Genomic DNA, 12,967 nt, shown 5'->3' with positions numbered 1-12,967 from the left:
AACAAGCTTTTTATTGCTTAAAATCGAAACATAATATTCCGTCACCAACAGGGAATAAGGTGTATTCTATCTTAGAATTTTTGGTTAAGGACCATAATTTACGTACCGCTTGGTCGGAAGGGGCTTGGTTTTCAGGGTCAGCAATCCTTCCATGCCAAAGAACATTATCGTAGATCACTCTTAGATTTCTGGTTTTCCCTTTTTCCAGGATCATTTCTAAAATTTCCGGATAGCGGATCTTATCGCAGTCCACAAACATGAGTTCCTTTCGATCTAAAGAAGAAGGTTCCAAAAATTCCTTTGCGATCTCGGAACAGTCCGCGTTTGTAAATTCCACTCTATCAGAGTTAGGCTCCAACTTGGCAAAAAATTCTTTCGCAACTTGTATGAACTCCGCCTCTCTATCCACTGTTTGGATCTTAGTATTTTTTCGAACAGCAGAGATGAGCCAGAATAAGGAGATCCCGTAACCTGTTCCTAATTCCAAAACAAAATCCGGATCCCAAGAAGAAGCTAAAAAAGCAAGAACCGCTCCGGAGGCCGGAGTTAAAACTGGAAATCTATCTTGTGCCGCCTTCTTTTCTAGATCCTCCAGCCAATCATACGGGCGTTTTACTAATTCGGAATGGATCCAATCTTCTAATCCTTCCTTATAAATAGAAGTCCCGTATTTTTGTTTCGGATTTTGAGAAGCCATATTATTCGGGAAGAAAGAGATGGATCCTATCTCTTTCGGAAGGAGGAAGTCTTTTAGATAATACTTTTCGAATATAAGCGGGGGGATAACGTTTTGAAAAATGGATCAGAACTATCTTTTCGTTTTTGAAGGAAGAAATATGATGTAAGATCTCGTCGAGGTGAATATGCCCCCATTCTCTTGCATTCTCTACATTTCTTTCTTGGTCTATATAAGTACATTCTAAAAACAAGATCTCGGATTCTGCCACATCTTTGTGGGTCAGCACATATTCTATCTTAGTGTCTCCGGAAAAACTGACCACAGGTTTAGAATGAAATTCGTTAACGTCGATACCTTCTTCTTTCTTTTTTAAAAGTTCGTTTCGATCTAATCCCGCAAATTCCGCCTTTAATTTTTTCTTTCTTTCATAGATCGTATAACCCTGTGAGTCCACTCTATGAAATGTTTTCCAGACTTTAAAAAAATGGTACGCGTCTATTTCGATCTCTTCTCCTTCTTCCAATCCTTTCATCTCGTAGGAGTAAGGGAAGTCCTCTATCTTGGAGTAGAGAGATAAAATTTCCCTCATGGGAGCTTCTAAAGTTTTAGGAAGATATATTTTAGGAGGTCCTAATTTACGTAAGGACCTTTGAGAGATATAATAAGGGATCCCTGCAGAATGATCCAAATGTGCATGGGTCAAAAGTAATCTTTCTATATTGATACGATTCGGATTTTGGTGTCCTATATCGAACATCAAACTCAAACGAGGCATTACAATGGAGGTTCGAATTCCTCCTTCCGAAATTCCTTCGAATAAATATCCTTTATGTTCGAACCTACAATCCATTATGGGATCGGATCTTCCGGACCGATTGTTTTTTGCCCAGGCAGCTCGGAAGAGACCGAAGATTTTGGACCGGAGATCACCGCAGTCAGTTTATCTCTTCTAAAATATATCTTACCCACTCTTCTCAAATCTTCAAGAGTAACATTTTGGATCTTATCTCTATAATTTTTCAGATAATCCTTAGGCATCTTATGTTCTCTGAAACGGACCTCGTTCCTGAGGATTTCCACAGAGTCTGTAAATAAGAAGATGAACTTGTTTAAAATTGCTTCTTTTGCATTCTTCAATTCTTCTTCGCTTATATTGGAGAAGGTAGAATCTCCCAAAATTTCTCCCATAAGATTATAAACTTCCATGGCGCTTTGGGATTTAGTCTGAGTGAAAAAGTAGATCACGGAATGATCTTTTTCAAACACAGGATGACTGGAAGAAGAATAAGCAAGCCCCTTATCCGAGCGGATCTTACTCATGAAGTAGGAAGTAAAACCGCCTCCTCCGACCAGATAATTCAAAACTTGGACCGCATAAAAATCCTTGTCATTATGAGCGGGTCCGACTCCCAAAAACAAAACTACGTTTTGGGTATTTGCCTTATCGATAATCAGGTTCTTGATCTCTTTTTGCTTTAGATTTTTATTTAATTCTTCCGGGTTGGAACCTTGGGATTCTATTACAGGCGTCCCGGAGAATGCAGGCAGAATATCTCCCAGAAACTGAGGTATCTCCTCCTGGTTCCATTTACCGCTTACGAGTATGGAACGTCTGGAACTTAATAATTGGTTTTTATAATATTCTTCCAGGTCTTCTTCTTTTAACAGTTCCAATATAGCCAAGGATGCGGACCTACCCTTTACTTTTCCCTGGTATACAAGTTCGTTCGCCTTTCTGAAAGCAAGTCCTACGATATTGTCGTTCCTTCTTTTGATCTGTTCGCCTAACTGCAGTCTTGCGATCTCGAACGCTTCTTTTCCGAAGATGGGTTGTTTCAGAAATTCGGAGATCAATGCCTTTGATTCTTGGTCGTATCTGGAAAGCCAGGAGAATGTCAAAGTCACAGTGTCCAAGTCGGATGCGACTCTCATTTTGGAACCGTAAGATTCCCAAACTTCCGCAAAACTTTCTCCCGGATGGGAGGTTGTGCCTCCCTTCTTCCAAGCTTCCGGAAAAATTTCCACTAACTCTAAAGGTGCCTTAGTATAAAAATCCGGTCCTGCGTAAAATGTGATCTCCAGAGTTTTGATCGGGAACTCCGAATTTTCCAAATAAAGTATTCTAGTATTCGGATCCTTACCGATCTCCTTGATTTCAGGAAAATGGAATTCTAAAGCGGGGATCTTTACATCTTTTACAAAATCTCCAGGAGCAGCATAAGCGCTGACAAAGGAGAATAAAAATACGAAAACGGAGATAGTGATCTTTTTTATAATATTCATTTTTTCTCTCCGTCTGAATTGATCAGATCACCTACGGTCAAATTCCTAGGCGTAAAATATTTTTGGGCAACTCTCATGATATCATCCGGAGTCACTCTATCCAAACGTGCATAATCATCGAAAATTTCCGTCCAATCTCCTGGCACCAATTCGTAATAGGTAAGAACGTCCGCGAGTTTGGAATTGCTGTTTAGTCCTCTGATATAGTCCCCGACGATCTGATTTTTGATCTTTGCCAGTTCCTCTTCGGTGACCGCTTCCTTTTTAAGAGTTTCAATTTCTTCCAAGATAGAAGATTCTATTTTATCCGGATCCGCTCCTCTTACATTAGTCACGTAGATCGCAAATAAATTCGCGTATCTTTCTCCAGGCTCTCCGGTCCAACAGGCTACTCTTTGAGCGAGTTTGTCCCTAAGCACGAGTCGTTTGTATAATCTACCGGTCTCACCTTGGGACAAGATCGCATCTATCAATTCCAAAACAGGTTTATCGGGATGAGGAGAAGCAGGGGTCAACCAACCCATTACCTTCATAGGACCGGAAGAATGTTTTACGCTAATTCTCCTGGTTTCATGATCATAACTCTCTGAAGCATGAGAAAGTTTAGGAGAAGGTCCGTCCGGAATATCTTCAAAATATTTTCGGACCAATTTTTCAGTCTTATCAAAATCCAGATCTCCTACGATCCCGATCGCCATTTTATGAGGTCTATAATTCTTTTTGAAAAATTCTTCCGTTCTATCTATATCTAAAAAAGGAAGATTGGATTCATAACCGATCACCGGCATTCCATAAGTGTGATTCGGGAAAGCGGCGCCTAAGAACTTCTCTCTTAAGATCCCCATTCCTTGGTTTTCCACTCTCATCCTGCGCTCTTCCAGGACCACATCCCTTTCCGTATAATATTCTCTTAATATAGGATCTTTTAATCTATCCGATTCTAGTTTTGCCCAGATCTCCAATCTATTTGCAGGAAGAAGAATTTGATAATTCGTAACATCATTCGTAGTGTATGCGTTAAAACCTGTGCCTCCATTCTTCTCGTAAATATAAGAGTCTTCGTTCGAAACCACGAACTTACGATGGAGCTCCAACAGATTTTTAAATCGGATCTCTAAAATATTCTTATCTTTGATAAGCTTTTCAGGAACAGGCTCACCCTTAGCAGCCAATTCTCTTTCCTGCAAACGATACGAATCTAAACGTTTTCCCCAAACACGTATCTGGTCCAAATATACTTTTTCTTTTTTAGCATCGGTGACCCCGATGTTCTTAGTGCCTTTAAAAAGCATATGCTCTAAAAGGTGGGCAGTGCCCGCGATCTCAGGAGTTTCATCTGCAGCACCTACCAAAAATTTGGTATAGACTGCGACAGTTGGAGAATCGGCCCTTTTCATCATGAGGAGTCTGATCCCATTCTTTAAAGTCACCTTTTTCACTCTGGATTCCAAAGTGGTTCGGATCTCAGAGAAGATGTCTTCGTTAGCGAATGCTTCGAAGTTTATAAAAATACAAAGTGTGAAAAACAAAAAGTTGAAACGAGAAATGACGGACTTGGAAAGATATTCCCACATACCAACAAGATTTCCCCTAAAAGTTATGTTGTCCAGAAGATACCGGGAAAAAATCCCGCTGGTTTTTGTAGAGGGGAGCTTTAAACTAGGAACTATGTTGCGGGTTTCGTCGGTCTTATTCCTGACATTCTTCTTAGGTTATTGTGAACCTGCAGACCCTGAATACAGAAGAAAGGTCTGGGATAATATAAACGACTCGGGTTTTATATCTCATGATTATTTCCAAGTAGTGGTGACTGTTCCAGTCCCCAATCAGGAAAAACCGATCTTAACATTGAGAGAAGACTGTAAGGCAAGGGCGATCCGCAAAAGAGATGAGGTCTCCGTCAACCTTCTGCTCGCCCAAATCTCGGAGGAAAGAAAAACTTGGATAGGAGTGGGAGTGAATTCCACCGTTCCGAAATATGAACCACTTCCCGGACCACCCCAAGCAGTTCGGACCAAATCCAATTCTCCTATGGGTGCTGCTTCTATTGCCACCCAAAACGTACAATCCCCGGTAGAGGACGATTCTCCGGAGGAAAAAAAAGAAAAGAAGAAGACGGAAATCTTAAATGCCGATTATTTAACCTACCGAGCTTCTTTCGCTTGGCTTTTGGATAAACTGTTCTTATACAGAGAAGATTATAGCGACCCTAAAAGCTGCACATTTGTTTTTAGGGTTGTGGATGCGGATTTACTTAAGCGAACCTTAGAATCTAAAATAATTCCATAACAAAGGAATCCATCTCATGTATACAAAAACCATTTTTGCATTACTAATTGTTTCTTTTATCTCCGTATGTAAAACTCCTCAAACGGAAGAACCTAAAAAAGAAACTCCTAAAAATGTAGTGGAAGAATCCGCTCCAACCGAGGACGACCAGTTCGTCAAAGCTACCGAAGGTTTTATCAGTTCATCCACTTACCAAGTTGTTGTGTCTTCCTTGGACGGGAACGAAAACGAAGCATTGGATCTGGCCAAAAAAAGAGCCTTAAATCTTTTTATAGCGGAGAAGGGAGACTCATTTCGCCCAACCGATCGTAAATTCCTAAAAGAGTTAGTGGATTCAAAAGGTAAATTCGTAAAAGTTTCCAAGCCGATCAACGGAAAAACATATTATTTATTTCATGTATCTCAACCGGATCTGAAGATAGAAATTAAAAAGTAATTTAAAGCGAAATGTAGGAATTCCTACAAACAAATCTAAAAACAGATTCACATAAAAAAAGCGGCTCTTGGCCGCTTTTTCTTTTTTAAATCGAACTATTCAATTATTGTATAGTTTCTTTTTGTAATATCTTTCCAGGGATGCAGATATTTCTGTTATAATCGCAGTAAAAAATTTTAGCGTGAATTTCCAATTCACCCTTTCCTTCTAGTTTTACCTGCATAGGTTCCACTGATTCGAAATATTCTTTTTTACGGGTAGAAGTTTTACCTTTCAGTTTTAGATCTGCGGAAACTACTTTTAATCCGGATCCTGGATTGAGTAAAATTCTATGTGGAGCTTCTTTTTGGACTCCGAAATTTTCAGGGTAAACTACTTTCAAAAGATAACCGGAAGAAGAGGACTTTTCTATCTTGAACTTGATCGGATTTTCTTCTTCTGCAGAGAGTCCTGAGATCAGAAAAAGTGAAATAATTGCGAGAAATATAAAATGTTTCATACTTAAATTAGACCCTTGTCGTTTCGAAAGGTTTTGTCAAGCCGCTTGAAAATAAAAAATCCGTTTATCCTTTTGTAGTATATTTTTGGATCAAAATATCACCTGAAATACCCAGAGAATCATTCAGCTTTCGGATCGCTTCTATAGAAAGAGGGATCTTTTTATTCAAATACTCGGAGGCCCTCTGTTTGGAACCTAAAATTTTAGCAATATCTCCCTGGGTAAGACCCTGTTGTTCCATTCTAAATAGAATAGCGTCGATAGGATCCGGAGGAAATATCTGAATATGTTTTTCTTCGTAATTGCTGACTAAAACGAAAAGTGTTTCCAATTCGATCTCGTCGAATCTTGTTTTATTTCCCTTGTCCATTAAGGTTTCGATCCGTTTTAGGGCGAGTTTATGATCGGTTTTAGTGATTACAGGTTGTACGTTGATCATCGTTGTCATAATAAAACTCCTTTGCCTGCGAGCTAAATAGTTTCTGCATTTATCTTATCGTATTCGGAATGAGTTCCGACGAATCGAATAAAAACTCCACCAAACTTATATTCTATTTTTACGATAATCCGATAGTTGTTCCCACCAATATTGAATACCACACGGTTGCCTGGAAGAAAATCCGCAGACCTATATCTTTCTTTGATGATCTTAGGCTCGGTCCAAAAAGATTTTTTGGCTTCTTCATACCAAGCAGATAAGGGATCTTTTGCTTTAGGATGTTTTTTCCAGAATTCGACCAATGTAGACCTGGAGATAATCCTATTCCTTCGCATAAGAATACTATACCAGAAGGTTCCAAAAATTGGAACTAAAAAACCCAGAAATCAGAGACTTCTTCCGGAATATTGATTACCGGAGAAGTAGTTGATTAACCCTTAAAATTTTGGAATTGAACATCAAAAGGAAGATCGGCAGATTTTAGGAGTCTCATGATCTCCTGAAGATCATCCTTCTTCTTACCTTGGATCCTAACACAATTTCCCATGATAGTAGGGATCACTTTCAGTTTAGAATCTTTCACGATCTTAGTGATCTCTTTTGTTTGTTCTTTTTCGAGACCGTTCCGTATTTTCACTTTCATACGAACAGTATTACCCGTAGCAGGTTCCAATTTGGATTTAAAATCAAAAGACTTGAGACCGAGTCCTCTTTTAGCCATCTTATTGATGAGAACATCGATCACACTTTCCAACTTAGCTTCGTTATCCGATGTGAGAGTCAGGTTCTCTTCTTCCAGTTTGATCTCCGACTTGGAACCTTTAAAATCGAATCTGTTCTTGATCTCTGCGATCGCTTGGGTGACCGCATTCTGTAATTCAGGTCTATCTATTTCGGAAACAACATCGAATGATGGATCGCTCATTTTATTTTCCCCCGTTCAAACTGGAACTTGCTTTTTCTAATGCGGATCTGACTGCTTCTTCTACTTTGGAAACTTCCTTTCCTCCGCCTTGTGCCATGTCCGGTTTTCCGCCGCCCTTCCCGCCTAAAATTTCACAGGCAGTTTTTACGAGTTCTCCACAATGTATCTTTCCAACCAAAGAAGAAGAACAAGTGATCACTATACTTGCGTCTTCCGCATTTTTACTGGCAAGAATGGCCACTATTTCTTTCTCTCTGACTTTGATATTATCGGAAAGTCCTTTTAATGCCTTTGCATCTTTGGACTCAAATATCGCAGAAACAATTTTAACAGATCCAATCACTTTAGGATTTTCGAATACTTTCGCAATTATATCCGGATTATTCTCAAAATCTTTTGATTCTTTATTCTTTTTCTCTTTTAAGAACTTGGATTGTGTTTCTTCCAATTCAACGGATAGTTTTTCGGAAAGATCTCTGAGAGAAACTACTGCATCCGCACCTTTGGACTCAAACAAAGATCTGATCTCATCCGGTCCCGGAATTACAGTTTTGATGGAAAGGGAAGCCCCTTCTGCGCCTAACTCATCTTTGATCTTAAGATTTAGATTTTGGACGAATTCCGTTAATTCCGCAAATCTGTTTTGGAAGGTTTCCACAACCAGTGGGCCTGCCACTGCTTCTATCCTTCTGTTTCCGGCACCTGGGCTGGATTCTTTTTTAATGAAGAAGTAACCTATATCTCCGGTATTTCCTACGTGGGTTCCACCGCAGAATTCCAGGGAACGATCTCCCATCTGAAGAACTCTTACACTGTCTCCGTATTTTTCGTCGAATGCAGCGACCGCTCCGGTCTTCTTAGCTTCTTCTATAGGAAGCACCTTAGTTTCGACGGCGATATGACGGCCGATACTTTCGTTCACCCAGGATTCTATATTACGAATTTCTTCTACACTTAAAGGACTTGGATGAGAGAAGTCGAAACGCAGATATTCAGGAGAAACGATGGATCCTTTTTGAAGAACATGATTTCCGAGAAGATTCCTGAGAGCGCCGTTGAGCAAGTGAGTTCCGGAGTGATGGAATTTGAGTCTTTCTCTTCTTTCCTTCTCCACTTCTAATTTTGCCTTGTCTCCGGCTGCAAAACTTCCGGAAAGAACGGTCCCGATATGAAGAATGATATCATTTTCTTTTTGGGTATCTAAAACCTTAAAGACGGATTGTCCTTTTCGAATAAATCCAATATCTCCCACCTGTCCTCCACCTTCCGGGTAGAATGGGCTGGAAGAAAATACCAATACTCCGGAATCTCCTTCCTTGAGTTCCGATGTTTGTTTATTATCTAAGAATATAAATTTAAGATCCGACTCCGTTTCTAAGGCATCGTATCCCAGAAATTGTGTCTTATCGGTTTTGATCCCAGTGAATAAGGAAACTTTGTTTGCTTTCCAGGTCTCTCGAGAGGATTGCCTGTCCTTCTCCAATTCATCTTCGAATCCTTTACGATCAAAAGAAAGTCCATGCTCCGCTACGATCTCTTCCGTCATCTCCGCTGGAAAACCGTAAGTTCCATAAAGTAAGAAACTGTCTTTTCCGGAGAATGTGCTGGAACCTTCGGATTTAGTTTTGGAAACAAGAACTTCTATCTTTTCCAAACCGATCTCTAATGTTTTGAGGAATAATTCCTCTTCCGCAAGAAGTGTTCTTTCTACGGAGGAGATATGTTTTTCTAGATCTGGATATCTTTCTTTATAAATATTGCATACTGATTTCGCCAGTTTGTATAAGAAAGGTTCTCTTAGATCCAATTTTCTGGCGAATAATACCGCTCTACGGATCAAACGACGTATAACATATCCTCTTCCTGTTCTATCAGGATAGATCCCGTCGGATACTGTGAATAATACGGAACGAATATGATCGGTAATTACTCTAAAAGGGACTTTAGTGGATTCGTTATAAGTTTTACCCGAGATTTTTTCTACTTCTGAGATAATTCCTCTAAGCTCATCCGTATCATAAACGGAATCAACTCCTTGTAAAAGTAAAGCCACTCTCTCCAAGCCGGAACCAGTATCGATACCGGTTTGTTTCAAAGGATGAAGATTTCCTTCCGTGTCTTGGTTGAACTGGTTAAATACTATATTCCAAAATTCTAAAAAACGATCGCAATCGCAGCCAGGCTTACACTCGTATTTAACTCCACAATCGGGAAAAGCTTTTTCAGGTCCTCTGTCCAAGTATAACTCCGAACAAGGTCCACAAGCGCCGCTGTCTCCTGCAGGTCCCCAGAAATTATCTTTTTTGCCCAGGCGAGTGATCCTGTCTTTAGGAATACCTTTGGAGATCCAGATCTTCTCCGCTTCATCATCATTTTCGAATACTGTGATCCAGATCTTTTCTTTAGGAAATCCAAGATGATTTACGGAACAGTCCAATGCGTATTCGATAGCTTCTTCTTTAAAATAATCTCCGAAGCTGAAATTCCCGAGCATTTCGAAGAATGTACAGTGCCTTTCCGTTTTACCGACATTCTCCAGGTCGGTAGTTCTAAGACATTTTTGTGCGGAAGTCGCTCTTGTATAAGGAAGTTCTACTGCACCGGTGAATAAAGGTTTGAACTGGACCATTCCCGCAGTAGTGAATAGAAGTGTAGGATCTCCCGCAGGCAACAGAGAGGATGAAGGAACTACTGTGTGGCCCTTCTCCTTAAAATAATCCAAAAAGATTTTGCGGACTTCGGAAACTTTTTTAAAATTCATGATACCCCTAAAAACAGAAAATGCCCGAGGTCTTGATGGCAAGAACTTCAGGCATTCCCAAAAAAAGATCTAAAAAGCGTAGATTAACGTTTAGAGAACTGAGTTCCTCTACGTGCTTTGTGTAGACCGTATTTCTTACGTTCCACCATACGTGGGTCACGAGTCAGAAGGCCTTCTTTTTTAACAGTAGCTCTGAACTCGGGATTATAACGACAGATCACTCTTGCAAGTGCATGACGGATCGCTCCGACTTGTCCGATGATCCCTCCTCCGGAAACGTTTACCTTAAGATCGAACTTTTCGGTAACATTCATCAGAGTTAAAGCAGTGATAGCTTCTTTAATATTAGAGCGGCTGTTTTGCAGATAATCTTTGTAATCTCTATCATTGATTACAATTTTACCGGAACCTTCTTTTAATTTTACGCGGGCGATTGCGTTTTTACGACGACCTACTGCCCAGATTTCCTTGGCGCTTGCCATATTCTAATATCTCCTAGAGTTCCAGTTTGATCGGCTTTTGAGCGCCGAGATTATGCTCGGTTCCTGGGAAAATTCTGAAATGAGTTAACATTTCAGCACCGAGTTTGCTTTTAGGAAGCATACCTTTTACTGCTTCATACAGGATTTTTTCAGGATGTTTTACTCTCATACTTTGGAGAGTAGTAGCTGTCATACCACCTGGATAACGAGAGTGATGGAAATATTCTTTTTGAGTCTCTTTATTTCCAGTCACAGCTACCTTAGCAGCATTGATAACTATGATATTATCTCCACAATCAACGTTGGGAGTAAAAGTAGGCTTATGTTTACCGCGGAGTCTAGTAGCGATCTCCGAAGCGAGACGACCTAAGGTTTTACCTTCAGCGTCGACTACGTACCAAGCTTTATTAGCTTGTTCCTTTTTTAAGGAAGGAGTTCTATGCGGTTTAGATACGATTGGCATGGGTATGTCCTGTATTGGCCAATTTCGCGTACCGACCTAAGGGGTCAAGGAAATACGGACAAAATTACTAAAAACCAAGGCTAAAACTTGCTTCAGCGCCCCATCCCATTCTTCCGGCGGACCAATCCGGCTTAGGTACGACCGTCCAGGCTACCGGATTGGCAGAAGTCCCCCGCTCCCAAGATTTTCCCAGGAAATATGTACGGACCAATTGAGCCAGATACACTCCGCCCAATACATACACGGAAGTATTATAAGCATGGACTGAACTATCATAATCCGCCCTTGCTCCAGGAACTACTGTGAGAAGGTAGAAGTTTGCAATTCCACCGCCGTAAATATAAGCTCCATTGGTGCTACTTTTAGAGACAGCATCATCATATTTGCTTTTTGCAGATTCTGCTTCGGATCTGGAATACCCTGCGTATCCCAGGCTGACTAAGAATGCTCCGCCTGTGATCTTTGCTTCCAGCTTATTATCAGTATACCATTGTCCCCAGCCAGGTAGAATTGCGGAACGCCATACCGCACTCCATCTGCTTCTGTTAGGTTCTGTAGAAGCAGGAGGCGGGAGGATCGGGACAGGTTCCTCCACTACTTGAGGGTTTTCCTGGACCTTCTTTTCTTCTTCTTTACGGATGCGGTTCTCTTCTTCTCTTGTGATATCTTTATAAATAATTTTTAATATATCTCTTTTGTTGATGGTCTGTTTACCGGTTTCCGATTGAACAGTGATCGTCTTCTCGTTTTGGCCTACTACATTACCGATTACTTTGCCTCCTTTGCGGAGAAGAATTGTCTGATCAGCAAATAAAAGACTTGGAGTTAGAACCATTGCCAGTAGGAAAAAAATTATAGAACGGACTTTAAGGTTTGGACGCATCTTGGCAGAATAAAATACTTTTAGATAATTTAGTCAAGTGGGAATGGGGGATTCCTTGGACTTTGTACAACTCTTTTCAGGAGTGTTGTATCTGCAATGCAGGGACAATTATTTCTTGTGAACACTAACCATTCGGTCTTGAATTGTGTTGTGAAATTTTTTGCGCCGTTATTCTTCTTCTTATATTTTCACTCAAACGCTTGTATCAACGCCAAAACCTGCTCCTCAGAGGACAGAAGTTGCAATTTTAACGAAATTTTATATTCTTATATCTCCGTTCCTCCTGGGATTTATTTGTATTCCACTCAAAGATCCTACCAAGGAAATTTGGCTGCATACGGATCAAACCTGCAGCTCAGTATGATGAATATTTGTTACGAAGCGAGATCGTTCGCTCAGATCATTTCGAATTGCAGCAATATTCTTCCGTTTACTCATTCTGACAGTTCCGGTATCAGTACTTATACAACCGATTTTTCCCTGGATGGGACCTTGCCGGTTCGAGGAGCCAGAGGAGAATTGATATATAGCCAATGGAATCTCCTCACCACATTTTCTACTCCCCCGCTCCTTTCCATGAACCAAGCAGGAGTTACGTCAGAACTATTTTGGACCTTTACCGGCGAAGGGGTATATACCGCCTCCGATAGTTGCGGAAACGGACAATTTTTTGACAACGGAAATACTGGAGTTAAAGGAGATCCGAACTCTTTAAATAATGATTGGACTGGGCTTTTTGACGTCGATACATGCGATATGTACAGGAAAGTCCTATGTATTTGTTATTGAGACCTTTTCATTTCCTCATTTTAGCCAGAAATTTCTTGC

The 12,967-nt window shown here is 40.4% G+C and carries 15 protein-coding genes; 3 read left to right on the top strand and 12 right to left on the bottom strand.

Annotation, left to right across the window (positions count from 1 at the left end; all coding sequences use genetic code 11):
• Nucleotides 1-10 precede the first annotated feature (10 nt).
• Genes EHR06_RS04960 through EHR06_RS04945 form a run of 4 tightly spaced genes read right to left on the bottom strand, consistent with a single transcriptional unit; the run spans nt 11 to nt 4,536 of the window.
• Nucleotides 11-697, bottom strand: a complete 687-nt coding sequence (locus EHR06_RS04960; RefSeq protein ID WP_135755964.1) for an O-methyltransferase — start codon at nt 695-697, stop codon at nt 11-13.
• 1 nt (nt 698) lies between these two features.
• The gene (locus tag EHR06_RS04955; protein ID WP_135755963.1) at nt 699-1,529 is read right to left on the bottom strand and encodes an MBL fold metallo-hydrolase; all 831 of its coding nucleotides are present in this window, start codon (nt 1,527-1,529) and stop codon (nt 699-701) included.
• Nucleotides 1,529-2,962: a M16 family metallopeptidase gene (locus tag EHR06_RS04950; protein WP_135755962.1), complete on the bottom strand. Its 1,434-nt coding sequence runs from the start codon at nt 2,960-2,962 to the stop codon at nt 1,529-1,531. The genes EHR06_RS04955 and EHR06_RS04950 overlap by 1 nt, the downstream gene beginning before the upstream one ends.
• On the bottom strand, nt 2,959-4,536 hold the full coding sequence (locus tag EHR06_RS04945) for a M16 family metallopeptidase (RefSeq protein ID WP_135755961.1): 1,578 nt from the start codon (nt 4,534-4,536) through the stop codon (nt 2,959-2,961). Before EHR06_RS04945 ends, EHR06_RS04950 begins: the two co-directional genes overlap by 4 nt.
• A 94-nt stretch (nt 4,537-4,630) precedes the next feature.
• Between EHR06_RS04945 and EHR06_RS04940 the strand changes: the two genes are divergently transcribed.
• Together EHR06_RS04940 and EHR06_RS04935 are read left to right on the top strand one after the other, a co-directional pair.
• Nucleotides 4,631-5,251 (top strand): hypothetical protein, encoded by a 621-nt coding sequence (locus tag EHR06_RS04940; RefSeq protein WP_135755960.1) that lies wholly within the window; start codon nt 4,631-4,633, stop codon nt 5,249-5,251.
• 16 nt (nt 5,252-5,267) lie between these two features.
• Nucleotides 5,268-5,687 (top strand): lipoprotein, encoded by a 420-nt coding sequence (locus EHR06_RS04935; protein ID WP_135755959.1) that lies wholly within the window; start codon nt 5,268-5,270, stop codon nt 5,685-5,687.
• Between the two features lie 103 nt (nt 5,688-5,790).
• Here EHR06_RS04935 and mpl17 read toward each other — a convergent pair whose 3' ends face one another.
• The 8 genes from mpl17 to EHR06_RS04895 form a co-directional block, all read right to left on the bottom strand.
• Nucleotides 5,791-6,186 (bottom strand): cell surface protein MPL17, encoded by a 396-nt coding sequence (gene mpl17 / locus EHR06_RS04930; protein ID WP_135755958.1) that lies wholly within the window; start codon nt 6,184-6,186, stop codon nt 5,791-5,793.
• 64 nt (nt 6,187-6,250) lie between these two features.
• Nucleotides 6,251-6,634, bottom strand: a complete 384-nt coding sequence (locus EHR06_RS04925; RefSeq protein ID WP_208757739.1) for a helix-turn-helix domain-containing protein — start codon at nt 6,632-6,634, stop codon at nt 6,251-6,253.
• A gap of 23 nt (nt 6,635-6,657) precedes the next feature.
• A complete protein-coding gene (locus EHR06_RS04920; protein ID WP_135755957.1) occupies nt 6,658-6,960 on the bottom strand; it encodes a type II toxin-antitoxin system HigB family toxin in 303 nt (100 codons plus the stop codon).
• Between the two features lie 95 nt (nt 6,961-7,055).
• Nucleotides 7,056-7,550: a YajQ family cyclic di-GMP-binding protein gene (locus EHR06_RS04915; RefSeq protein ID WP_135755956.1), complete on the bottom strand. Its 495-nt coding sequence runs from the start codon at nt 7,548-7,550 to the stop codon at nt 7,056-7,058.
• Nucleotide 7,551: 1 nt separating this feature from the next.
• A complete protein-coding gene (alaS, locus tag EHR06_RS04910; RefSeq protein ID WP_135755955.1) occupies nt 7,552-10,311 on the bottom strand; it encodes an alanine--tRNA ligase in 2,760 nt (919 codons plus the stop codon).
• Nucleotides 10,312-10,394: 83 nt separating this feature from the next.
• The gene (gene rpsI, locus EHR06_RS04905; RefSeq protein ID WP_135586262.1) at nt 10,395-10,793 is read right to left on the bottom strand and encodes a 30S ribosomal protein S9; all 399 of its coding nucleotides are present in this window, start codon (nt 10,791-10,793) and stop codon (nt 10,395-10,397) included.
• Nucleotides 10,794-10,806: 13 nt separating this feature from the next.
• Complete coding sequence (gene rplM, locus EHR06_RS04900; protein ID WP_135755954.1) at nt 10,807-11,256, bottom strand: 50S ribosomal protein L13; 450 nt, start codon at nt 11,254-11,256, stop codon at nt 10,807-10,809.
• Nucleotides 11,257-11,323: 67 nt separating this feature from the next.
• Complete coding sequence (locus tag EHR06_RS04895) at nt 11,324-12,091, bottom strand: LA_0442/LA_0875 N-terminal domain-containing protein (protein ID WP_244288495.1); 768 nt, start codon at nt 12,089-12,091, stop codon at nt 11,324-11,326.
• A 144-nt stretch (nt 12,092-12,235) separates the two neighbouring features.
• Here EHR06_RS04895 and EHR06_RS04890 point away from each other — a divergent pair, with 144 nt between their 5' ends.
• A complete protein-coding gene (locus tag EHR06_RS04890; protein WP_135755952.1) occupies nt 12,236-12,928 on the top strand; it encodes a hypothetical protein in 693 nt (230 codons plus the stop codon).
• The last annotated feature ends 39 nt before the right edge of the window (nt 12,929-12,967 follow it).

Origin of the sequence: Leptospira dzoumogneensis (assembly GCF_004770895.1) — a bacterium.
GTDB classification, from domain to species: domain Bacteria; phylum Spirochaetota; class Leptospiria; order Leptospirales; family Leptospiraceae; genus Leptospira_B; species Leptospira_B dzoumogneensis.
This window is presented reverse-complemented; position numbering and strand designations above follow the sequence as displayed.

What these genes read in the sequence shown, in the direction of transcription:
- EHR06_RS04960 (WP_135755964.1), bottom strand. Translation starts at nt 697, where the DNA reads ATGGCTTCTCAAAATCCGAAACAAAAATACGGGACTTCTATTTATAAG.
- EHR06_RS04895 (WP_244288495.1), bottom strand. Translation starts at nt 12,091, where the DNA reads ATGGTTCTAACTCCAAGTCTTTTATTTGCTGATCAGACAATTCTTCTC.
- mpl17 (WP_135755958.1), bottom strand. Translation starts at nt 6,186, where the DNA reads ATGAAACATTTTATATTTCTCGCAATTATTTCACTTTTTCTGATCTCA.
- EHR06_RS04950 (WP_135755962.1), bottom strand. Translation starts at nt 2,962, where the DNA reads ATGAATATTATAAAAAAGATCACTATCTCCGTTTTCGTATTTTTATTC.
- EHR06_RS04920 (WP_135755957.1), bottom strand. Translation starts at nt 6,960, where the DNA reads ATGCGAAGGAATAGGATTATCTCCAGGTCTACATTGGTCGAATTCTGG.
- alaS (WP_135755955.1), bottom strand. Translation starts at nt 10,311, where the DNA reads ATGAATTTTAAAAAAGTTTCCGAAGTCCGCAAAATCTTTTTGGATTAT.
- EHR06_RS04915 (WP_135755956.1), bottom strand. Translation starts at nt 7,550, where the DNA reads ATGAGCGATCCATCATTCGATGTTGTTTCCGAAATAGATAGACCTGAA.
- EHR06_RS04945 (WP_135755961.1), bottom strand. Translation starts at nt 4,536, where the DNA reads ATGTGGGAATATCTTTCCAAGTCCGTCATTTCTCGTTTCAACTTTTTG.
- EHR06_RS04955 (WP_135755963.1), bottom strand. Translation starts at nt 1,529, where the DNA reads ATGGATTGTAGGTTCGAACATAAAGGATATTTATTCGAAGGAATTTCG.
- rpsI (WP_135586262.1), bottom strand. Translation starts at nt 10,793, where the DNA reads ATGGCAAGCGCCAAGGAAATCTGGGCAGTAGGTCGTCGTAAAAACGCA.
- EHR06_RS04940 (WP_135755960.1), top strand. Translation starts at nt 4,631, where the DNA reads ATGTTGCGGGTTTCGTCGGTCTTATTCCTGACATTCTTCTTAGGTTAT.
- EHR06_RS04890 (WP_135755952.1), top strand. Translation starts at nt 12,236, where the DNA reads ATGCAGGGACAATTATTTCTTGTGAACACTAACCATTCGGTCTTGAAT.
- EHR06_RS04925 (WP_208757739.1), bottom strand. Translation starts at nt 6,634, where the DNA reads ATGACAACGATGATCAACGTACAACCTGTAATCACTAAAACCGATCAT.
- EHR06_RS04935 (WP_135755959.1), top strand. Translation starts at nt 5,268, where the DNA reads ATGTATACAAAAACCATTTTTGCATTACTAATTGTTTCTTTTATCTCC.
- rplM (WP_135755954.1), bottom strand. Translation starts at nt 11,256, where the DNA reads ATGCCAATCGTATCTAAACCGCATAGAACTCCTTCCTTAAAAAAGGAA.